Below are 23,340 nucleotides of genomic sequence, written 5' to 3'. Positions count from 1 at the left end.
AGGTAATAAATTTTTTATAATTTTTTCTCTAAACCCATTAAAGCAACAGAGTATGATGAGTTATTGAAATAAATAACTCTTCATAAATGAATTTCATCTATTATTTAAACAGATTTAGTATTTAGTTATTAATTCTCAACATATTCTCTTATAATTTTTTCTGCTTTTTGTGTAATTTCATCGTAACTTCCTTCTGGCGAGAATTTTTCCAGCACTGCTACTTCGATTTTTTTCGATTTTGGGAACTTCATATATCTTGAATATGCTTCAAATGCACCTTTTATTCCAAGACATTGGACATCTACGTTTAGTTCCTTTGCTATTATGGCAAACACTTTTTTAAACTGGGCAACTTTTCCATCTTTTGTCCTTGCTCCTTCTGGGAAAATTACAATACTTTTTCCACCTTTTAAATAGCCAACTATTTCTTCTACACTTTTTCTAATATTTTTGTTAATATCAATTAAAACAACATTTCCATTTGAAACAAGAAGTTTCATTACACCTTTTTTAAAATACCAGTCAATTGCTAAAAATAATGTATTAAAAACAATTTTATTTGGAAATAGTGATCCTAGAATTAACGGATCTACAAAACTTTGATGATTTGATACAAAAATTTGCGGATTGTCTGTCAATTTTTTCCTGTCAATTTTTTTTACTCTGAAATATAAATCGACAATTGGTTGAAATATTTTTAAAAATTTTGTTACCCAACGATTTTTATTGTCCTCTATAGGTTTTGTTTCGCTTATAATCTGTTTCCAGTCAATATCGTTGTCTTCAAATTTTGTAGCTTTTTGGTTGATATATTCAGATAATAATTTTAAATTGGGCATTCCAGCAAACTTTTCTTCATCCAGCTGAATTCCAAAACTGTTTTCTATAAATGCAAAAAATTCCACAATATCAAGCGAATCCATTCCGATTTCAAGTTCCAGATTTTCTTCTGGCTGTGGCTCAATTCCTTTATTTTTCTTGACATATTCCTTTAGTATTTTGTATGCTTCATCGGTTGGTTCAGGTGTTTTTTCCTTTTTTACAATTTCATTTTTTTCGTATAAGTCTGGCAGCATAAATCTACGTGTCTTTCCAACTCTAGTTTTTGGCAATTCTTCCTCAAATAACTTATAATCAAGCACTTTTTCGTAGTTATGTGCCTTTAAGTTGTAATCTTCCACTACATTTTTTATATAAGCCTTTGTATTTGTAATCCCACGTTTTCTAAACTCTAATAAATCTGGAACGATTATTGCAGCTAACTTATTTTTATAATTAAAAATACCAATTTCCTTGATTAATCCGTTACTTTGTGCAATCACCCTATTTTCAAGCGTTTCTGGATCAATATTCTTACCATTTGAAAGAACAATCATTGTATTTTTTCTTCCACGAATTGTAACATAGCCTTCTTCATCAATTGCCGCTAAATCCCCTGTTTTAAACCATCCATCTTCAGTAATTACTTCCGTAGTTTTTTCAGGCTTGTTATAATAGCCTTTCATAACTATTGGCCCTTTAACCCATAGTTCCTCATCTACAGTCTTTATTTCAACATTATACAGTCTTTTTCCAACTGTTCCGATTTTTCTTTCTTTTTTTGAATTTACAGCAATAACCGGTGCAGTTTCGGTAAGCCCATAACCTTCAAGGGCATAAAATCCCAATGTTTCATAAAACCTTGAAATTTCAGGATCCATTTTTGCTCCACCGACAACGATAAAGTCAAGGTGCCCACCAAATTTTTTATGAACTTTTGCAAAGACTTTTCTTTTTATCTTTAATGATTTGACATTGCTCATCATTTTGTAAATAAATCGTGTAATGAATTTTGCGTCAATTTGCTGCTTTATTCCATCATAAAATAGCTTGAATACTCTTGGCACTCCTATTATTGCAGTTACTCTATTTTTTTCAAGCGCGTCAAATATTTCCTTGCTTGCAATTTTTTCTACAAATACAATTGAAGTTTGATATTTTAACATCAAAAGTACAGTTGCTGTCAATGGTAGAACATGGTGAAACGGCAATATTGCTAAGATCTGATCTCTATAATCAAATATTCCCTTTTCGTAAAGTCCTTCCATTTCAGTATTTAAATTATTGAAAGACAGCATTACACCTTTTGGACTTCCAGTTGTTCCTGAAGTGTAAAGCATAGCCGCTGTTTCATCTCCAGTTGGATTTTCAAGCTCAAACTCCATATTTTTTATAGCATTCATTTTTTCATGTTCAACTGTAATTTTATCCACATTTATTATTTTTACAGTATTTTTTGAACTATATTTTTCAACTGCTTCAAAAACAGTTTTTTCTGTTTCATTTGAGCAGAAAATTACGTTTGGATGTGAATCTTCCAGCACGTATAAAATTTCGCCTGAATTGCTGTTTGCATCAAGGGCGATTCCAGCTGATTTTTTATCCCATACTGCAAAAAAGCTGTAAATCCATTCTGGACGATTTTCCATAACAATCAGTCCAAACTTCTCCTTTTCCAATTCAACTACGTATTCAGAAAAATATTTTATATTATTTATCAAATCAATATAATTAATGTGCTTATTGTCAAAATCAACTAATGCCAGTCGCTCTGTTCTCTCTAAAAACATAATTTTGCCTCCTTTTTATTAAGTATACTTCTATTATACTTCAAAATTAAAAATTATGACTATTCTACTTAAAACTCTATATTCTCTTAGTTTTTATCAATTCGATTTTAAACGAATTTGAGTATTTTTCAAATTTTAGTTAAGTATATCATAATAACTGACAAAATTCAATTTTATATTAATTTGAAACAATAATACTTTGCTTAATAAAATATTATAAAAATAGAGTAAACCCTTTAAAAATTTTAAATTTTTTTTAAATGATTTACTCTAAATATTTATTTAAATTTCTTCAAAATTGTTAATTAGAAAATTTTTCAAAACTCTTATTAAGAAGAGCTGGTGTAAATTCAGTTATTACTGTTTCTATCAAATCATTCTTATAATAAGGATCTTCCTTCAGAATTTCTTCGAGTTCTTCTTTTGTTACATTGTATGCAAGGATAAGTCCACCAGTCGGAGGATTTTGCCGTCCTCCTGCAATGAATTTTCCAGCATCAATGTATTTTTGAATAAACTCAAAATGATCATTTCTAAATTTTCCAACTTCCTCCAATGATTTTGTATAAGTTGTAGATACAACAAAAATTTTTTTCATAAACTTATTTTTCCTTTCTAAAATTATTTTTGAAGAAAAAAATAACTATCTTCCAAATTCCTGTTGTTGTTGTTGCTGTCTTTGCTGAATAATTTGCTGCTGTTGAAGAGCATTTGGAGTTTTAACAAGATTTACTCCTACTTGTATAGTTTTTCCATTTCTAATTACTGTTAATTTTACATTTTGTCCAACTTTTTTAGCTGCAATTTCTCCTACAAATGCACCAGATGAATTAACTTCCTTTCCATCAACTGCTATAATGACATCATTTTTAGTTATTCCTGCAGCTGCTGCCGGACCATTTGGAACAACATCCGCTACAAATACTCCGTTTGAAGATTTTAGATTAAGAGCTTTTACTTTATCCGAATCTAAAGTTCCAAGATACACACCTATATACGGTCTTTCAAATTTACCAGTTGCGATAATTGAATCTTTTACAGTCATAGCTAAATTAGCTGGAATGGCAAATCCAATTCCTACACTTCCACCACTTTGAGAATAAATTGCAGTATTTACTCCAATAACTTTACCAGTTATATCAATTAACGGTCCACCACTATTTCCTTGGTTAATAGCTGCATCAGTCTGAATAAAGTTTTCAATTTGTTCAATTCCAAGCGAACTACGTCCAGCCGCACTTACAATTCCGACAGTCATCGAATCATTAAGTCCTAATGGATTTCCAAACGCTATCGACCATTGCCCAATTTGAACCTGATCTGAATTTGCAAATTCCAATGGCTTGAACGTTTCATTTGAATCTATTTTTAATACAGCTATATCAACTTCCGGTGATGTCCCCACAAGCTTTGTACGATATTCACGTCCATTTGAGAATTTTACATAAATTTCATCTGCGCCATCAATAACGTGATTATTTGTAACAATATATCCGTCCTTTGAAACAACAAATCCTGAACCAAGTGAACCAGATTCACGTTTCTCCTGCCCTCCAGAACGTCCAAAAAGCATTTCTTCCAGCGGATTATATGTATTTACTGTAACAGTTTTTTTTGTCCGAATATTTACAATCGAATCTTTTACGCTGTTATGAACACTAACAAAAGCATCCTGTGTCTGAACCGCATTTTTAGTATATTTTTGCAATTCCTCCTGAGAAATTGATTTTGTTTGCTCAACATTTGCCATATTTTCTGTACTGTTAGATTTTGTATCGTTCTTATTTGAACAACTTAAAATTAAAAACAAGATTGAAAATAAAGCAAATTTTTTATTTCCTTTTTTCATAAAATTTATTTTTTTCATATTTATACCTCGATTCTATTATTTATTTTTATATTGTACTATTTTAGTTAATAAAAATTTATTATTCTTATGAGTTGCATTTGAATTTCATTTATTTAAGTAAAATATATCACATTCTTACAGATTTTTCAAAATTAATTTGAATAATAAGAGTATATTATGGTATAATAAAACCAAGTTGTAAATAAAAAATGGAGAAAAAATGATAAAATTAATTTTATTGGATGTAGATGGAACACTTACCGATGGTGGAATTTATCTTGGAAACAGTGGTGAGGAACTAAAAAAGTTTAATGTAAAGGATGGTTATGCCATTGTTAATTCACAAAAAGTAGGCATAGAGTTTGGAATTATTACAGGCGCTGAATCTGAACTTTTAAAAAATCGTGCCAAAAAATTAAAAATCAAATATCTGTATCAGGGAATTTCTGAAAAAACTCTTGTTTTAAAAGAAATAATGAAAAATTTGAATTTAAAAAAAGAAGAAATTGCCTATATGGGTGATGACCTGAATGATATAAAAATTATGAAAATGGCAGGATTTTGTGGAACTCCTTTGGACGGAGCAAATGAATTAAAGGAGTTTGCTGATTTTATTTCTACCAAAAATGGTGGAGATGGAGCAGTACGAGAATTTATAGAAACTATTTTAAAAAAGGAAAATTTATTTCAAAAATTTTTAGAAAATGTTGAATAATATTTTCAAAATAGCTAAAAAGATTTAAAATTAAAATAAAAAATATAAAAACTTATTTTTAGGAGGAATAATGGCAATAAAATATTTGGATGCCAAAAGATTAAAATTAGTATTTATTGGTGGCGGAAAATGGGTTACAAAACACGAAGAGCTGCTAAATGAATTAAATGTTTATCCAGTACCTGACGGCGACACAGGAAGTAATATGTCAATGACATTAAACTCTATGATAAACGATCTGGAAGAAAAAACAAATGATAAAATAAAAATGCCTGAACTTATCGAAGTAGTTGAAGAGGCAGTATTAATGGGAGCCAGAGGAAATTCTGGAACAATTTTATCACAAGTAATTACAGGATTTTTAAAGGGAATTGGAGAAAAAGCAAAATTATTGCCAATTGATGTTGCAAAAGCTCTTGTAAGTGCTAAAGAGACAGCCTATAGTGCTGTAAGTGAACCGATTGAAGGAACAATGCTGACAGTTATCAGAAAAATTTCTGAAAAGGCTATGGAATGTGCAAGCAAATTTGAAGATCTAGTAGAATTTTTAAAAGAAATTGTAGAAGCTGGAGAAAAAGCTGTGGAAGAAACTCCTGAAATGTTGCCAAAATTAAAGGAAGCAGGAGTAGTTGATGCTGGTGGAAAAGGTCTATTTTTCTTTTTTGAAGGATTTTACAAAGTTACAACTGAGTTAAATTTACTGGCCAAACTGCAAAAAGCCCAGGTAAAAGAAAATGAATTTGACAAAACAATAGCAAATATTGACCACGATCCTGAAAGCATTCGTTTCCAATATTGTACAGAATACATCATTTTAAACGGAGATTTTGATACAGAAGAATATAAAAAGCGTGTACTTGAATTAGGAGATTCAGCAGTATTTGCACAAACTTCTAAAAAATTTAAGACACATATTCATACAAACCATCCAGGAAAAGCGATGGAAATTGCATTGGAATATGGACCGCTTGAAAAAATGAAAGTAGAAAATATGAAACTGCAGCATGATAATTTGCAGATTTTTAGTGAAAAAGATGAAGCAAAAATCTTTGTAAATCCGAAAATTGACAAAACTAAAGCAGCTTTCATAATTTTAGCAGATTCTGAAAATTTAAAAGACGAATTTCTAAAACTGGGAGCAGATGTTGCGATTCTTGGTGGACAAAGCAAAAATCCAAGCGTGCTGGAAATTTTAAATGCTATTGACAAGACAAAAAAAGAAACTGTGTATATCCTGCCAAATAACAAGAATGTCATTACAACAGCTAAAATGGCAGCTGAAAAAGCTAAAAAAACTGTTATCGTATTAAGCACTAAAACAATGCTTGACGGATACTATTTCTTGAAAAATAAGGAAAACGACATTGATGAAGTAAAAGAATCAGCTTCGAGAAATTATTCAGTAGAAATTACAAAAGCTGTGAGAGATACAAAAGTAGAAAATCTGACAATACAAAAAGATGATTTCATAGGTCTTGTAAATGGAAAAATAAAATTTGCAAAAAAATCACTAAAAGAAATAACGGATGAAATATTAAGAAATTTAATTAATAAAAATACAATAACAGCCATTGTTGTAAGCGGAAATGAAAAAGATGAAGCTGCTCAAAAAAATATTGAACAAAAACTAAGCGAAATAAAAACAACTTTTATCAATGGAAATCAGGAAAATTATCACTATTATCTCTACATTGAAAACAAAGATCCAAATATGCCTGAAATAGCAATTCTTACAGATTCGGTATCTGATTTAACAAATGAAGACATTGAAGGATTGCCAATAAAAATAGTTCCTTTAAAAATTGACATAAATGGAGAGCTTTACAAAGATGGAGTAGAAATCACAAAAGCAGAATTTTGGCATCAAATGCTTGATAATAATGCAAAAATAAAAACTTCACAGCCATCACCACAGGAATTTTTAAATGCCTATAACAAATTATTTGAAAAAGGATACAAAAAAATAATTTCAATTCATCCTTCATCAAAGCTAAGTGGAACAATACAGGCAGCTAAAGTTGGAAGAAGTTTGACAAACAGAGAAAACGATATTGAACTGGTTGACAGTTTGGGAGCTTCATTATTACAAGGTTTCCTAGCATTAGGTGCAGCTGGAAAATCAATAAGAGGTGAAAGTTTTACAGAAATTCTTAACTGGATAAACAACTTTAGAAACAAAGGAAAATTACTTATGATTATTCCTGATTTAAAATATCTTGAAAAAGGCGGAAGAATTGGAAAGGCAAGTTCAACAATAGCAGGAGCTCTTAATATGAAACCTATTTTAACTGTAAATCAAGGAGAAGTTACAGTTGAGAAAAAAGTTCTAGGTGAACGTAATGCTCAAAAATATATAGAAAAATATATAGAACGTGAAAGCAAAAAACAAAGCATAGTTCTCATGAGCGGATGGGGAGGAACTCCAACAGAACTTGAAAATGTAGTCCGAATTTACTCTGAAGTGGAAAATAATCCAAAAATAAGTTCATTAATATTAAATCGGGAAATTGGAGCTGTAATAGGAGCTCATGCAGGTCCAGTTTACGGAATATTTATATTTCCAAGATTAAGTTAATAACTTGATAATTTTAATTCTAAACAGAAAAAGAAAGAGGTAAACCTTTGAAATTTAAATTTTTTGATGAAATAAATTCAACTAATGAATATTTAAGAAGACATTTAAGAATAGAAGAATTTGAAGTTATTGTCGCAAAAAAGCAGACAGATGGAAAAGGTAGAAGGGAGAGGGTGTGGATTTCAAACGAGGGTGCCGCACTCTTTTCTTTTGCCGTTAGTGATAATACCGAACTAGATGAAAAAATAACAGTCTTTGCAGGTTATATAGTTTACAATGTATTAAAAGAGTATGTAGAATCCAAAGAAAAACTGACCTTTAAATGGCCAAATGACATTTACTATGAAGATAAAAAAATATGTGGGATTTTATGTGAAAAAGTAAGAGATTACATAATAGTTGGAATAGGAATAAATATCAACAATACTGATTTTGGAATGTTCCGTGATAAAGCTATTTCTCTTGTGGAAATTACAGGAAAAACTCACTCAATTCAGGAAATTATTGAAAAAACTGTATCAAATTTTGAAGAACAATTTTACAGTCTAAATAGAAATTGGGAAAATATACTAAATGTTGTAAATGAAAATAGCTATCTAAAAGATAGAAAAATTATTATAAAACAGAATGGAAAATTCTTAGAAAAAGAATACAAGTTTTTACGAATAGACAGAAGAGGTAACCTTTCATTGATTGGCAAGGGAGATGAGGATGAAATAAAGTTTACTTCGTTGGAATTTAAGGTTATATAAAAAATTAATATCTAGATTTTTAGAGTTTCCAAAAACTTAAATTAATGAGCAATAATAAATAAATAAAAAAGGTGTCTTAACAACACCTTCTTTATTTTTGGAGAGAAAATCAACTTGTGAAAATTGATTTATCTTAGTTATATATAAAATATAGCTAAAATCATATTTATTTTGTCTTTTGTGAAAATAATTTTTATTAAGAAAAAATATTTAATTCACAGACATAGCTTTTTTATCATTAAAATTCTTTTTTTATTTGTTCAACCCATACATCAATTCTTTCATCTGTCAATTCAGATTGATTAACTTCATCTAGCGCAAGTCCTAAAAATTCATTATTTTTAACTGCTCTTGATTCGTTAAATTCATATCCTTCTGTTGAAGTTTTCCCAATAATTGTCGCACCAGTTTTTTGGATTTCTTCATCAATGATGGCGATTCCATCCATAAATGTATCAGAGAATGTTCCCTGATCCCCACTTCCGAAATATCCTACTTTTTTACCACTTAAATCCTTACTTGCCAAATCATCCACTACTGCTGCCCAATCATCTTGCAAATCTCCAAATCCCCAAGTAGAAGTTCCCAAAAGCAATACATCAAAATCTTCTAGTTTATCTTCATTTCCGTCAATATTAAAAATTTCAGCTCCATCAATCTTTTCTGCAATTTTATGAGCAATGTCTTCAGTTACTCCTGTTGTTGAACCATAAAAAATTCCTACTTTTGCCATATTAGCCCTCCGTATCTATTATTAGTTTATCATCTATTAATTTTAAGGATAACTCTTATCCTAATATCATATTTATTCTAAATCATATTATTTAAAAACTTTATGTTAAAAATATAACATATTTTACTTTGATTGTCAAATTTTTTTGATATTTAAATTTTTAAAACCATTTTCTTAATTTTTATATAAAATTGTCAAAAAAATATTTTTATAAATTAAATATGCCACATATAATAGTCTTCCTCTGTTTTTGGAATAATTCTTGCTGGAATCCCTACAGCAACTGCATTATCAGGTACATCTCGTAAAACAACCGAATTTGCTCCGACTTTCACATTTTTCCCAACTACTATATTTCCTAAGAGCTTTGCTCCTGTACCAACTGTAACATTTTCCTTTAAAGTTGGATGTCTTTTAGTTTTTGAGGTACTTACCCCTCCAAGAGTCACACCATGGTAAATCACGCAATTATCACCAATCTCTGCTGTTTCTCCTACAACAATTCCCATTCCATGATCAAAAAATATTCGATTACCTAGCCTTGCTCCTGGATGAATTTCTATTCCTGTAAAAAAACGGGAAATTTGAGAAATTAATCTAGCCAATAAAAAAAATTTACGTTTTTGAAAAAAATGGGCAATTTTATGATTAATAATAGCATGTAACGATGGATAAAGGAAAACTTCGACTTTATACCTTACTGCTGGATCTTTTTCTGCAATATTATTTATCTCGCTTCTTAACCATTTAAAAATAAGAATCACACTCCCTGTTGTTTATAGTAACATTATATACTAAAACCATCTTAAAAACAACATAAATTTATTTTGAGTATGAAAATAGGCAATTCATCTTACAACATTTAAGAATTAAAGAATCCTTGCCTACTTATTAAGACATTAATTTTATAAACTATTTCTAAATGCTTCAACTGATAAATATTTTTCTCCACCATCAGGTAAAATAGCTAAAACTTTTTTCCCTTTTCCTAATTTTTTAGCCACTTTGTAAGCTGCCGCAATTGCAGTTCCAGAAGAAATTCCTATAAACAGTCCATTTTCCTTTGAAGCTCTTGTTGCAAACTCAATAGCTTCTTCATTTGTTATTTTTATAATTTCATCTACAAGTTTAGGATCATAATTCCCAGGAATAAATCCAGCACCAAGTCCCTGTTGGAAATGCTTTCCAGGTTGTTCTCCAGATAACACAGCAGATGTTGCAGGTTCAACAGCAAACACTTGAACACCAGGACGTTCCTCCTTCAATCTTTTTCCAACTCCTGATAAAGTTCCTGCTGTTCCAACTCCTGAAATAAAAGCGTCGATTTGCGGAAAATCATCCAAAATTTCTTTTGCTGTAGTTTCATAATGTTTTGCAGGATTTGCAGAATTTTCAAATTGTTGAGGTAGGAAATATCCATTTTCAGCTGCTAATTTTTCAGCTTCTGCAATTGCACCTTTCATTCCTTTAGCACCTTCTGTTAAAATTAACTCTGCTCCGTAAGCTGCTAAAATGCTTCTTCTTTCCACACTCATTGAGTCAGGCATTACAATTACTACTCTGTATCCTTTTGCTTTTCCAATTAAAGCTAACGCAATTCCAGTATTCCCAGAAGTAGGTTCAACAATTGTCCCACCTGGTTGTAATTTTCCTTCTTTTTCAGCCGCTTCTATCATTCCAAGAGCTGCTCTATCCTTTACACTCCCACCAATATTATATTTTTCCAGCTTAACATAAATATCAGCAACATTTTCTTCATTTAAAAAGTTTAATTTCACCACAGGTGTGTTTCCAATTAAATCTAAAATATTTTCATAAATCATTATAAATTACCTCCATATTTAAATATATTTATTTTTTATTTTATTAATTTGTATCTACAATTATTATAGCACTAATTCTTTCTAAAATCAATAGGAAAATATAAATATCTTTAAATTTATTTTTAGGTGTATTGTATGGTAAAACTGATTTAAAACTGAACTCAAAAGCTATGACTATTTTGTTCAAACCATAAGTTTATATGATTTTTAATAGTTTAATTTTGTACAGGTTCAAGTATATAATCAAGTGTAATAAAAAATTATACCTATAATTCTTTTATTCCCATAGATTTAAAATATTCATATGTCTCATCAAAAATTTTATTTTCTGGAATAAATAATATCATTCCATATCTTCCTCTAGTTAAAAGGACTCTGTAATTATTTTCGACTATATCCTCAGGATTTTGATATATTTTACTATTTATTGCATTTTCATATTTCTTACCACCGTAAATCCATTTTCCATTTTTTCTGGTATAATCATCACTAAATTTTATTATTGGATAATCTAGCTCTAATCCTTGGCACCCAAAAACAGAACAATATGTTGAGAGATTCTTACTTTCTCCTAAAAACCATTTACCATATGCAGTATTATCACGGTTATTAAAAATAATATTTTTTTCTGAACTAAAATTAGATACAAAAATTCCAAATGATTTGTTCTCATCTAATTTTTCACAGTAACTTTTAACCTTTTCCTGAGAACGTGTTAAATAGATTGTAAATGATGTATTATTTATTTTTTCAAATTCTTTTTTTATATCCTCAATACTTTCATCTGAAATGATTTTATTCACCCACTTACTACAATCATTAGAATTCCCTCTAATAGAAGTAGATAGGTATAATCTTTTATCAACCCTTCTTCTTTCTTTTTTAGTAAATTCATTTTTATCAATCTGTTTGTTTAGATTATCTGAAAGTAGAATATTCCAATCTTCACTCTCCTCTATTGCTTTAAGCCACAAAGATAGTCCACCTTCTTCACCTTTATATATGTATTGTTTATTTCCAAATAAAACTAGAATTATTGCATATCCATATTTATTTGCTATTTGATTTCCAGCTTCAAGTAAAATTTTAGGTTCTGATTCATTATTTTCATGTTTATTCCAAGCACGTTGAGCTTCATCAAACACTAATATTTTTACATTTTTATCATCATTATTGTTATTATGTTTACTCTTAAAATTTTTCATACTTCTTATAATGTTTGGAGCAGCAGCACGGTTTTCTATAATGTTGTTTAGTTGATAACTAAGAACGTCAACTAAAGGTCCATTTCCTGTTATATAAACAGCATTTAATTTTCCTTTTTTATTAGCAGTATGAATGATATTAAATCCTAATGCTGTTTTTCCAGCTCCTGGAACACCATCAACAACAATTACTAATTTAGTATTTTTCTTTTTAATTTTAGAATTTTGATAAACTTCTCTCATATATTCTTTAACTGTATTGAGACATTGTTTATTTACGTCAGAAATGTAAGGAAGTTTATTTTCTTTATATAGAAGTTCTATTGCTTTTAACATATCTGGCATTATTGTCATACTTGAATGTATCCATTTATTAATAATGCTAGGTGTAGTTTCCTTTTCTCTTTCAAGTTCCTTTTTTAATGTATCATTAAAATTTTCAGAAGTTAAAATATTGACACCTCTCTCTTGATAAGGATTGCTATATGGAAAGGTACAGACAATATATTCTTTAATTTTAAGATTTCTCTCTTTTGTTGTAGAATGAAAATTTTTGATCCATTCTTTATATCTTAAAACTTGGCTAATATCTTCATTTTCAGGTCTTTTTTTTCTTTTAAATTCTAATATAATCAATTTTTTTTCTGTAAGGATAATGACGTCAGGACGTTCATGAATAGTTCCTGGCAAACTATATTCAAATAATAAATCAATATTTTTATTGATGCCTGTAAGATTCTCTTTTAAAAATTTAAAACAATCTTTCCATGCTTTTACTTGAGATTCACTTATACTCATATCTTTTTCATCAATTTTTTTATTTCTTAAAATAGTTCCTAACTTGTTAATATAAGCAGTAGTATCATTAGAATTTATAATATTTTTAACTTTTAAAATCAGAGTACTATGGTTCATTTTATAATAACCTCCTAACATTATTTATTATATAATACTAAATCATGTTTAAAAATAGAAGTTATATTTTATATTATTTGTGAACAAGGGGTCTTGACCCCTTGCAAAGAAATTCATAACCAGTCTACTGTTTAAACGGGAAATAGTATAAAACAAAACTTAAGTTCATAGATTGTATGATATATTTAAGATAAATAGAAACTCATAATAATTTTTTTAGAATATTAGTAATCATAAAAACATTATCAAAAGAAAATATATTATGAACTATAAATATCCTACTGTAAACAAAAGAAATAAACTAGAAGTTTTGCTAAAAGCAAATTACAAATTCATATCATCAACACTATCCAAATATTCCTTAATTTTCGGAATCACAGCTGCTATTGTCCCTTCTTCAAACGGATTTTTCAAGTTAGCCGACTTCATTAATCCAAAGAACGATTTGCTTCCACCAAGTTTACACAAATTTAAATAATCCTGCCATGCCTTTTCCTTGTCTTCCCTTGATTTTATCCAGAATTGGAAAGCACACACTTGAGCTAATGTATAGTCAATGTAATAAAATGGTGAGCTAAAAATATGCCCTTGTCTAAACCAGAAAATTCCATTTTTTAATTCTTCAATTTCCCCATAATCTCTAGTTGGTAAATATTTTTTCTCAATTTCAAGCCATTTTTCACGACGCTGCTGTGGCGTAACGTCTGGATTTTCATAAACCCAATGTTGAAATTCATCGACAGTTACCCCGTAAGGAATGAATAAAAGCGCTTCTGATAAATGAATAAACTTGTATTTTTCTGTATCATTTTCAAAGAACAAGTCCATCCACGGCCAAGTTAAAAATTCCATACTCATTGAATGAATTTCACAAGCCTCGTAAGTCGGCCATAAATATTCAGGCACATCAAAACCTCGGCTTTGATAAACTTGAAAAGCATGCCCTGCTTCGTGCGTTAAAACATCAATATCATGTGCAGTCCCATTAAAATTGGCAAAAATAAACGGTGCCTTATGTTCTGGAATATAAGTACAGTATCCGCCACTCATCTTTCCTTTTTTAGAAAGCAAGTCAAGCAAATTATTCTCAGTCATAAATGTAAAAAACTCATCAGTTTCCTTCGACAATTCCTTATACATCATTTTCCCATGACTCAGAATCCACTCAGGCGAACCATGCGGATCAGCATTTCCAGAATTAAATTTTATAGCCTCGTCATAAAATCTAAGTTTTTCCACTCCCAGTCTTTTTTCCTGTCTTTTACGAAGTTCAGTATGCAGTGGAACAATGTTTTCAAGTACTTGCTTTCTGTAACCTTCCACCATTTTTGCATCATATTCCAGTCTTGAAAGTTGTTTATACCCAAATTCCACATAATTTTTGTATCCCATTTTCTGTGCCATTTTAGTTCTCACTTTTACAAGTGAATCATAAATATTGTCAAATTTTTCTTGATTTTCAGCAAAAAAATGAGCCACTTTCTTTGCCGCCTCAATTCTTACATTTCTGTCTTTAGATTGAGTGTAAGGAACCATTTGCGATAAATTAAGCTCTTTTCCATCAAAATCAATTTTTGCACTGGCAATCAATTTTGAATATTTGCTAGATAATCTATTTTCTTCCTGTGCATCTGGAATAATCTCGTTCGAGAAAACTTTCAATGTATTTTCTGCTAAGTCGAACAGCAATTTCCCGTATTTCTTGATGAGTTCATCTTTAAATTTTGAATTGACAAGCGCTTTATAAAAATCATTAGTAAATCCAAACAAAATTGGACTAATTTCATCCATATACTCGTTTTCCTTATCATAAAATTCATCATTTGTATCAATACTATGCCGAATCGAAACAAGCGTCTGCATAGTTTCAATATGATTTCTCAGCTTTATAATTTTATCAAATGCCTCAATCTGTACTTCCACATTTTCTGCCTTTCCAAAACTCTCTATTAACTCCGAAAAATTCTCTTTTATTTTCTCTAAATCTAAATGTTCATACTCATATTCATTAAATTTCATATTCTAACATCTACCTTTCCAATAAATCATACTTAATTTCTATTTAGTTCAACTTAAAAAAATTTTATTATAAATTAGCATATATCTGAAAAATATCAGAATAATGAATTTAAACAAAATAATTTCTTAATTTTATAAATGAAATCATTATTAAGTATATCAAATTTTAAAAAAAATAACAATTTTAAAATTAAAAATATTATTTAAAAAATAACTAACTGTAAGTGATATGCTATGAAGTGGAAGTATAGAAAAGAAAAATAAAAAAAATGGCGTCCCCGGTTGGACTCGAACCAACGACCCTCTGATTAACAGTCAGATGCTCTAACCGGCTGAGCTACGGAGACACACAAAAGAAAAAAGTTTGGCAACTACCTATTTTCCCGGGACGAATCCAAGTATTTTAGGCGTAAACAGACTTAACTGCCGGGTTCGAAATGTAACCGGGTGTATCCCTGCTGCTAACATCACCAAACTTCAAGAATTAAATTGTCAAGTTAAGACAATGAGAAATAAATAGTAGTAGTAAAAGATTAACTAAAAAGCAGATGTAATATTAGTACCAGTCAGCTGAATGCATTGCTGCACTTACACCTCTGGCCTATCAACCATGTGTTCTCCATGGATACTACGAATACTCATCTCAAAGACGGCTTCTCGCTTAGATGCTTTCAGCGATTATCCGTTCCAGACGTGACTACTCAGCCATGCCACTGGCGTGACAACTGATACATCAGAGGTCTGTCCAACCCGGTCCTCTCGTACTAAGGTCAGAACTTTACAGTATTCAAGCGCCTGCAGTGGATAGGGACCGAACTGTCTCACGACGTTCTGAACCCAGCTCGCGTGCCTCTTTAATGGGCGAACAGCCCAACCCTTGGGACCTTCTCCAGCCCCAGGATGAGACGAGCCGACATCGAGGTGCCAAACACTTCCGTCGATATGGACTCTTGGGAAGTATCAGCCTGTTATCCCCGGGGTAGCTTTTATCCGTTGAGCGACGGTCCTTCCATACGGAACCGCCGGATCACTAACTCCTACTTTCGTACCTGCTCGACCCGTCAGTCTTGCAGTCAAGCTCCCTTATGCGTTTGCACTCTTAGGCTGATTTCCATCCAGCCTGAGGGAACCTTTGAACGCCTCCGTTACTCTTTTGGAGGCGACCGCCCCAGTCAAACTGCCCATCTAGCACTGTCTCCGTTACCAGATTAGAATTTCAACGGCATATGGTTGGTATTCCAACGACGACTCAGTTAAAACTGACGCCTTAACTTCACAGTCTCCCAACTATCCTATACACACACAGCCAAAACCCAATGCCAAACTACAGTAAAGCTCCACGGGGTCTTTCCGTCCTACTGCAGGTAGTCGGTATCTTCACCGACATTACAACTTCACCAGGTCTCCAGCCAAGACAGCTCCCAAATCATTTCACCATTCGTGCAGGTCGGAACTTACCCGACAAGGAATTTCGCTACCTTAGGACCGTTATAGTTACGGCCGCCGTTCACCGGGGCTTCAAATCGGAGCTCTCACTCCTCCTCTTAACCTTCCGGCACTGGGCAGGTGTCAGCCCATATACGTCGCCTTTCAGCTTAGCATAGACCTGTGTTTTTGGTAAACAGTTGCTTGGGACTCTTCACTGCGGCCTGTTTCCCCTTGAGGTGTTTCTCCTTTCAGGTATATCAGGCACCCCTTCTCCCGAAGTTACGGGGCTATTTTGCAGAGTTCCTTAGCTAGAGTTATCCTGTCGGCCTTAAGTTTCTCACTCTGTCCACCTGTGTCGGTTTACAGTACGGGCACTATTTTTCATCGATAGAAGTTTTTCTTGGCAGTGTAGGATCTGTGACTTATGCTAATGCACTTGCCCATCAGGTCTCACATTTAGACACGCGGATTTACCTGCGTGTCCATGCTACGCCCTTAGAAAGACTATTCCGTCAGTCTTCTCACATACCTTCCTGCGTCACTCCGTCTCTCAAGCGATAATAGTGGTACAGGAATATTAACCTGTTTTCCATTCGCCATCACATTTTTGCTTATGCTTAGGTCCCGACTTCCCCAGGGCGGACAAACCTTCCCCTGGAAACCTTGGACTTCCGGCCGGCGGGATTCTCGCCCGCCTTCTCGCTACTCATTCCTGCATTCTCACTTCTGATGCCTCCAGAAAGCCTTGCAGCTTACCTTCGACGGTCTACAGAACGCTCTCCTACCAGGCGTGAAAACACGCCTCCGCAGCTTCGGTTTATGTCTTAGCCCCGTTACATCTTCGGCGCAGATACTCTCGACCAGTGAGCTGTTACGCACTCTTTCAAGGTATGGCTGCTTCTAAGCCAACCTCCTGGTTGTCTGTGAATATCCACCTCCTTTCCCACTTAGACATAATTAGGGACCTTAGCTGGCGGTCTGGGCTGTTCCCCTCTCGTCCATGGACCTTGTCATCCATGGACTCACTCCTGACGATTAATATATGGTATTCGAAGTTTGCTTGATTTCGGTAAGCAGTACGCCCCCTAGATCATACAGAGCTCTACCCCCACATATCTTAACATCAAGGCTGCACCTAAATGCATTTCGGAGAGAACGAGCTATCTCCTAGTTCGATTGGCTTTTCACCCCTAGACCTATCTCATCTCCCAACTTTTCAACGGCGGTGAGTTCGGCCCTCCACTGAGTCTTACCTCAGCTTCAGCCTGGACAGGCCTAGATCACTAGGTTTCGCGTCTATGACCAGCGACTTAACGCCCTATTAAGACTCGGTTTCCCTTCGGCTCCGCTTTATTAACCTTGCCACTGATCATAACTCGCAGGATGATTAACCAAAATCCACGCAGTCACACATAAAGTGCTCCTACCGTTTGTAAGCACACGGTTTCAAATTCTATTTCACTCCCTTGCTCAGGGTTCTTTTCACCTTTCCCTCACGGTACTCTTCACTATCGGTCAACAACAGTATTTAGCCTTACGTGATATGGTCCACGCTGATTCACGCCAGATTCCTCGTGCCTGACGCTACTCGGGTGCTTCCAGTTGTTATATATATTTTATGTTCTACAGGACTATCACCTTCTTTGGTTCAGCTTCCCAACTGATTCTACTTACATACATACAACTTAAACATTATGACAATCCGTTAATGGAAGTCCCACAACCCCGTGTCAGCAATGCTGTCCGCTTGACACTGACACGGTTTAGGCTTATCCCCGTTCGCTCGCCGCTACTTAGGGAATCGTTTTTACTTTCTTTTCCTCCCGTTACTTAGATGTTTCAGTTCACGGGCTTACCGTTTTCACGCATATCCTCCAGATATGCAGGTTTTCCCATTCGGAAATCCGGGGATTAGCGATTATGTGCATCTACTCCCGGCTTATCGCAGCTTATCACGTCCTTCATCGGCTGTTGTTGCCTAGGCATCCTCCGTGTGCCCTTATTAGCTTTTTTCTCCAGAATAACTTTTACTCTAGTTTATTGTAATCTTTTACCTACTATTCATTTCCCATTGTCCTAATAATGAACATAGACATAAGAAGAAGCAGTGTTTGTTACTCCTTAGAAAGGAGGTGATCCATCCGCACCTTCCGGTACGGATACCTTGTTACGACTTCACCCCAATCACTATCCACACCTTAGACGCCTTCCTCCTTACGGTTGGACCGGCGGCTTCAGGTGCAAACAACTCTCGTGGTGTGACGGGCGGTGTGTACAAGACCCGAGAACGTATTCACCGCAGCATTGCTGATCTGCGATTACTAGCGATTCCGGCTTCATGAAGTCGAGTTGCAGACTTCAATCCGAACTTGGACCGGCTTTAAAGATTGGCTAAACGTTACCGTTTTGCAGCTCTTTGTACCGGCCATTGTAGCACGTGTGTAGCCCAGATCATAAGGGGCATGATGACTTGACGTCATCCCCACCTTCCTCCTGCTCTTCGCAGGCAGTCTCGCTAGAGTCCCCAACTTAATGATGGCAACTAGCGATAGGGGTTGCGCTCGTTGCGGGACTTAACCCAACATCTCACGACACGAGCTGTCGACAGCCATGCACCACCTGTCTCTACGTTCCCGAAGGCACTGCCTGTTCTCACAGGCATTCGTAGGATGTCAAGATCTGGTAAGGTTCCTCGCGTTGCGTCGAATTAAACCACATGCTCCACCGCTTGTGCGGGTCCCCGTCAATTCCTTTGAGTTTCAGCCTTGCGGCCGTACTCCCCAGGCGGATTACTTATCGCATTAGCTTCGGCACGGACACTCTTCATGCCCACACCCAGTAATCATCGTTTACGGCTGGGACTACCAGGGTATCTAATCCTGTTCGCTCCCCCAGCTTTCGCACTTCAGCGTCAGTTACCGTCCAGTGAACTATCTTCATCATCGGCATTCCTGCACATATCTACGAATTTCACCTCTACTCGTGCAGTTCCGTCCACCTCTCCAGCACTCTAGCCAAACAGTTTCCAGGGCAGGCTTGCGGTTGAGCCGCAAGTTTTCACCCCAGACTTGTCTGGCCGCCTAGATGCCCTTTATGCCCAATAATTCCGGATAACGCTTGCGACATACGTATTACCGCGGCTGCTGGCACGTATTTAGCCGTCGCTTCTTCTGCAGGTACCGTCACTTTCTTCTTCCCTGCTGAAAGCACTTTACAATCCGAAAACCTTCTTCGTGCACACAGAATTGCTGGATCAGGGTTGCCCCCATTGTCCAATATTCCCCACTGCTGCCTCCCGTAGGAGTAAGGGCCGTATCTCAGTCCCCTTGTGGCCGTTCACCCTCTCAGGCCGGCTACCTATCATCGCCTTGGTGAGCCATTACCTCACCAACAAGCTAATAGGACGCAAAGCTCTCCTGCAGCATCACTTTTCATTGCCGGGCACATGCGTGCTGGCAATTATATCAGGTATTATCAGTCGTTTCCGTCTGTTATCCCTGTCTGCAGGGCAAGTTCTTTACGCGTTACTCACCCGTCCGCCTTGGCTAGGCTGTGCAAGCACAGATTTGCCAAAGACTTGCATGTGTTAAGCATTCTGTCAGCGTTCATCCTGAGCCAGGATCAAACTCTTCATTCAATATATTTTCATATATTTAATTTCACCTTTTGTCTTGACGAGAATCTTATCTTATAGACAAGAGTTCTTGACATTAATATTTATCTTTTACACTTATTGCTTCTTCTATTCTTAATATCATTGTCCTTTGATACCTTTTTGTATCGACAAGATATATGTTATCATAATTAAATTTATTTGTCAACTACTTTTTTTCAAAAAATTTGGTTTTTTGTAATTATAGAGGTTTCTTTACCGGTATCCCTACTTTTCTAGGATATTTTACATTTGTTTTTTGAAGTTTTATAATTTCCAATATTATTCTTGTATCTTTGCTTTCTGGAAGTTTAAATTCAAATGTTTTGTTTATTTTTGAATTTAGAATCTTTAAAGCATTTTTTGATTCTTCTACTTCGTTTAGGTTTAATTTTTGCGGTAAAAATCGTCCATTTACTTTTATGAATGGAATCATATACTCCAGTATTATCCTCAAATTTGCTACTCCTCGGCAAAGTGCAACATCAAAACTTTCTCTTTTATCTTTTATTAATTCTTCTGAACGTTCAAAACTTGTGGTTACATTCTGTAAATTTAATTCTTTTATTACTTCATTTATGAATTCTATTTTTTTCCTTACTGAATCTACTAACAAATACTTTTTCTCTGGGTAATAAATGGCAAGTACAAGCCCAGGAAATCCAGCACCTGTTCCCACATCTATAAAAGATTTTTCATCATCATTTATAACTTTTGTTAAAAGTAAGGAATCTATAAAATGTTTTTCCAACATTCCTTTTTTATCGCGAATTGCTGTTAAATTCATAATTTGATTTTTGTTATATAAAAGTTCTAAAAATTTCAGCATTTGTGTAATTTTTTCGTTTGGCATTTTAATTTCTGATTTTGAAAGCAAGTTTAAGAAATATTCTCTTAAATTGGCTTCTTCGTTTATATTTTCCACTTTTTCTCCTTATGTTTCATTAATATATAAAAATTTTCTTTAGTTTGATTTTAAAATAGCTAGATTTATTTTAAAACTCCATCTAAATACATGAGCAGCACAGAAATATCTGCTGGTGTTACTCCAGACATTCTAGATGCCTGTCCTACATTATATGGTCTATTTTCCTTTAATCTCTGCTTTGCTTCCCTTGTAATTCCTTTCATGCTGTCATAGTCAAAATTTTTAGGAATTTTTTTATCATCCAATTTTTGCTGTTTTTCCATAATTTGGATAGCTTTGGCGATGTAGCCCTCATATTTTGTCTGAACTTCAATTTGGTATTCAGTTTCATCGTCAAAATTTAGATTTGGCACATTTTCAATGATTTCAGCGATATATTTTATATCCTGATATGTAACTTTTGGACGGCGTAAAATTTCCTTTAAAGTTGTTCCACTTTTTAGACTTTCATTGTATTTATCAAGAATTTCCATGAGCCTTTGGTTACTGCTTCCTAGTTTTATATTTTCAAGGTTTTCTATTGTTTTTTTAACATTTTTTTTCTTTTCCTGTACAATATCGTAATACTTTTTATCAAGAAGTCCGATTTTATAAGCTTTTTCAGAAAGTCTTATATCAGCGTTGTCTTCACGTAAAATAAGGCGGAACTCAGATCTTGCTGTAAACATTCTATACGGTTCAAACAATTCCTTATTTATTAAATCATCTATCATTGTCCCAATGTATGAACTTTCTCTGTCTAAAATAAACGGCTCTTGTCCTTTAATCTTCAAAGCTGCATTAATTCCTGCGATAATTCCCTGTGCGGCTGCCTCTTCATAACCGCTTGTACCATTTAGCTGCCCAGACAGATAAAGTCCTTTTACTTTACGAGTTTCAAGAGTGTAGTCAAGTTCGCTAGGGTCTACAATATCGTATTCCACCGCATACCCGTATCGCATTATATGGGCATTTTCGAGTCCTTCAATTGTATTTACTATCTTTTGCTGCAAACTAGCGGGATAACTTGTGGAAAGTCCACTTATGTAGACTTCTGCCGTGTCAAATCCTTCTGGTTCCAAAAACAGATGATGACTGTCTTTATCATTAAATTTTACAACTTTATCTTCAATTGATGGACAGTATCTTGGTCCTGTGCTGCTTATACTTCCATTATACATTGGCGCTTTGTCCAGATTATCGAGTATTATTTTATGCGTTGTTTCATTTGTCCGTGTTAAATAGCAGGATAATTGAGGTTTTTCCAAAACTTCATCATTTGGAGTTCTCATTGAAAATTTTAATGGAATATCTGTTATTCCTGGCTGTTCTTCCAATTTTTCCAGATTTAATGTTCTAATATCAAGTCTAGGAGGTGTCCCTGTCTTGAATCTATCCATTTTAAATCCTAAAGATTTCAGGGAATCTGTCAGGTCATCTGCTGATAACTCTCCCATTCTTCCACCTTTCACCCTTTTATCTCCAATGTATAAAAGTCCTCTCAAGAATGTTCCTGTTGCAAGTACAACTGCCTTTGCAAAAAACTCCATTCCTGTCTTAGTTCTTATCCCTTTTATAACTTTTTCAATTCTTTTAGAATTTCCTTCTAAAATTTCAATTTCTTCAACAATTAATTCTGTAACAATATCTTGAACAGTATCTAAGTTTTGCTGATTTTCTATTGTTTTTTTCATTTCCCTTGCGTAAATTTTTCTATCTGCCTGAGCCCTTAACGAACGAACTGCTGGTCCTTTTTTTGTATTCAGAATTCTCATTTGTACAAAGCTTTTATCCATATTTCGTCCAATTTCTCCGCCTAATGCGTCAACTTCCTTAGCCAGATGGCTTTTTGCAGGTCCTCCAACTGATGGATTACAGGACATAACTCCTATATTGTCAAGCGTTATTGTAAAAACCGCTGTTTTCAGCCCTAATCTAGCTGATGCCAATGCTGCTTCAATTCCCGCGTGTCCAGCACCAACTACGATTACATCATAATTTCTCATTTTATTTATAAATTGTAATTTTTATTCTCAAAATAATACTTTGACCTAAAATTACACTCTCCTTTCGCTTCCAATTCTTTTTATAAATCCATTATATATTAATATTTTATTTTTTTCAATAAAGTATTTTCAAAAAAGAAAAAACGAGTTAT

General features: G+C 33.7%; 13 protein-coding genes, 1 tRNA gene and 3 rRNA genes. 3 read left to right on the top strand and 14 right to left on the bottom strand.

Annotated features, from left to right (window positions below):
- Nucleotides 1-128: 128 nt before the first annotated feature.
- The 3 genes from LEBU_RS00675 to LEBU_RS00665 form a co-directional block, all read right to left on the bottom strand.
- Nucleotides 129-2,609, bottom strand: a complete 2,481-nt coding sequence (locus LEBU_RS00675) for an AMP-binding protein (protein ID WP_012806256.1) — start codon at nt 2,607-2,609, stop codon at nt 129-131.
- A 301-nt stretch (nt 2,610-2,910) separates the two neighbouring features.
- On the bottom strand, nt 2,911-3,207 hold the full coding sequence (locus LEBU_RS00670; protein WP_012806255.1) for a YciI family protein: 297 nt from the start codon (nt 3,205-3,207) through the stop codon (nt 2,911-2,913).
- A gap of 45 nt (nt 3,208-3,252) precedes the next feature.
- The gene (locus LEBU_RS00665; protein WP_012806254.1) at nt 3,253-4,476 is read right to left on the bottom strand and encodes a S1C family serine protease; all 1,224 of its coding nucleotides are present in this window, start codon (nt 4,474-4,476) and stop codon (nt 3,253-3,255) included.
- Between the two features lie 202 nt (nt 4,477-4,678).
- On the opposite strand from LEBU_RS00665, the gene LEBU_RS00660 reads away from it, so the two are divergent.
- From LEBU_RS00660 to LEBU_RS00650, 3 genes are all read left to right on the top strand, one after another.
- A complete protein-coding gene (locus LEBU_RS00660; protein WP_012806253.1) occupies nt 4,679-5,173 on the top strand; it encodes a KdsC family phosphatase in 495 nt (164 codons plus the stop codon).
- A gap of 70 nt (nt 5,174-5,243) precedes the next feature.
- The gene (locus LEBU_RS00655; protein ID WP_012806252.1) at nt 5,244-7,748 is read left to right on the top strand and encodes a DegV family protein; all 2,505 of its coding nucleotides are present in this window, start codon (nt 5,244-5,246) and stop codon (nt 7,746-7,748) included.
- Between the two features lie 47 nt (nt 7,749-7,795).
- Nucleotides 7,796-8,500 (top strand): biotin--[acetyl-CoA-carboxylase] ligase, encoded by a 705-nt coding sequence (locus tag LEBU_RS00650; protein ID WP_012806251.1) that lies wholly within the window; start codon nt 7,796-7,798, stop codon nt 8,498-8,500.
- Nucleotides 8,501-8,738: 238 nt separating this feature from the next.
- Here the strand turns inward: LEBU_RS00650 and LEBU_RS00645 are convergent, their stop codons facing one another.
- The 11 genes from LEBU_RS00645 to mnmG all read right to left on the bottom strand — a co-directional run bounded on the left by LEBU_RS00645 (nt 8,739) and on the right by mnmG (nt 23,188).
- Nucleotides 8,739-9,233: a flavodoxin gene (locus LEBU_RS00645; protein ID WP_012806250.1), complete on the bottom strand. Its 495-nt coding sequence runs from the start codon at nt 9,231-9,233 to the stop codon at nt 8,739-8,741.
- Between the two features lie 215 nt (nt 9,234-9,448).
- Entirely contained in the window at nt 9,449-9,997 is a 549-nt protein-coding gene (gene epsC, locus LEBU_RS00640; RefSeq protein WP_012806249.1) for a serine O-acetyltransferase EpsC, read from the bottom strand.
- Between the two features lie 141 nt (nt 9,998-10,138).
- The gene (gene cysK, locus LEBU_RS00635) at nt 10,139-11,056 is read right to left on the bottom strand and encodes a cysteine synthase A (protein ID WP_012806248.1); all 918 of its coding nucleotides are present in this window, start codon (nt 11,054-11,056) and stop codon (nt 10,139-10,141) included.
- Nucleotides 11,057-11,322: 266 nt separating this feature from the next.
- Nucleotides 11,323-13,176 (bottom strand): DNA/RNA helicase domain-containing protein, encoded by a 1,854-nt coding sequence (locus tag LEBU_RS00630; protein ID WP_012806247.1) that lies wholly within the window; start codon nt 13,174-13,176, stop codon nt 11,323-11,325.
- 324 nt (nt 13,177-13,500) lie between these two features.
- Nucleotides 13,501-15,195, bottom strand: a complete 1,695-nt coding sequence (locus LEBU_RS00625) for a M3 family oligoendopeptidase (protein ID WP_012806246.1) — start codon at nt 15,193-15,195, stop codon at nt 13,501-13,503.
- Nucleotides 15,196-15,465: 270 nt separating this feature from the next.
- A tRNA-Asn gene (locus LEBU_RS00620) sits at nt 15,466-15,542 on the bottom strand.
- A gap of 15 nt (nt 15,543-15,557) precedes the next feature.
- A 5S ribosomal RNA gene (rrf, locus tag LEBU_RS00615) occupies nt 15,558-15,670 on the bottom strand.
- 61 nt (nt 15,671-15,731) lie between these two features.
- A 23S ribosomal RNA gene (locus LEBU_RS00610) occupies nt 15,732-18,636 on the bottom strand.
- 112 nt (nt 18,637-18,748) lie between these two features.
- Nucleotides 18,749-20,260, bottom strand: a 16S ribosomal RNA gene (locus tag LEBU_RS00605).
- Together the 16S, 23S and 5S rRNA genes with 1 tRNA gene alongside form the textbook arrangement of a ribosomal RNA operon.
- Before the next feature lie 217 nt (nt 20,261-20,477).
- Nucleotides 20,478-21,200, bottom strand: a complete 723-nt coding sequence (rsmG, locus tag LEBU_RS00600) for a 16S rRNA (guanine(527)-N(7))-methyltransferase RsmG (protein ID WP_012806245.1) — start codon at nt 21,198-21,200, stop codon at nt 20,478-20,480.
- Nucleotides 21,201-21,265: 65 nt separating this feature from the next.
- Nucleotides 21,266-23,188 carry a tRNA uridine-5-carboxymethylaminomethyl(34) synthesis enzyme MnmG gene (gene mnmG / locus LEBU_RS00595; protein WP_012806244.1) on the bottom strand — a complete coding sequence of 641 codons (1,923 nt, stop codon included), beginning with the start codon at nt 23,186-23,188 and terminating at the stop codon, nt 21,266-21,268.
- Nucleotides 23,189-23,340: the final 152 nt, after the last annotated feature.

This window comes from Leptotrichia buccalis C-1013-b (assembly GCF_000023905.1).
In the GTDB taxonomy this organism is placed as follows: domain Bacteria; phylum Fusobacteriota; class Fusobacteriia; order Fusobacteriales; family Leptotrichiaceae; genus Leptotrichia; species Leptotrichia buccalis.
Note: the sequence above shows the minus strand (reverse complement) of the source record. Positions and strands in the feature narration are given on the sequence as shown.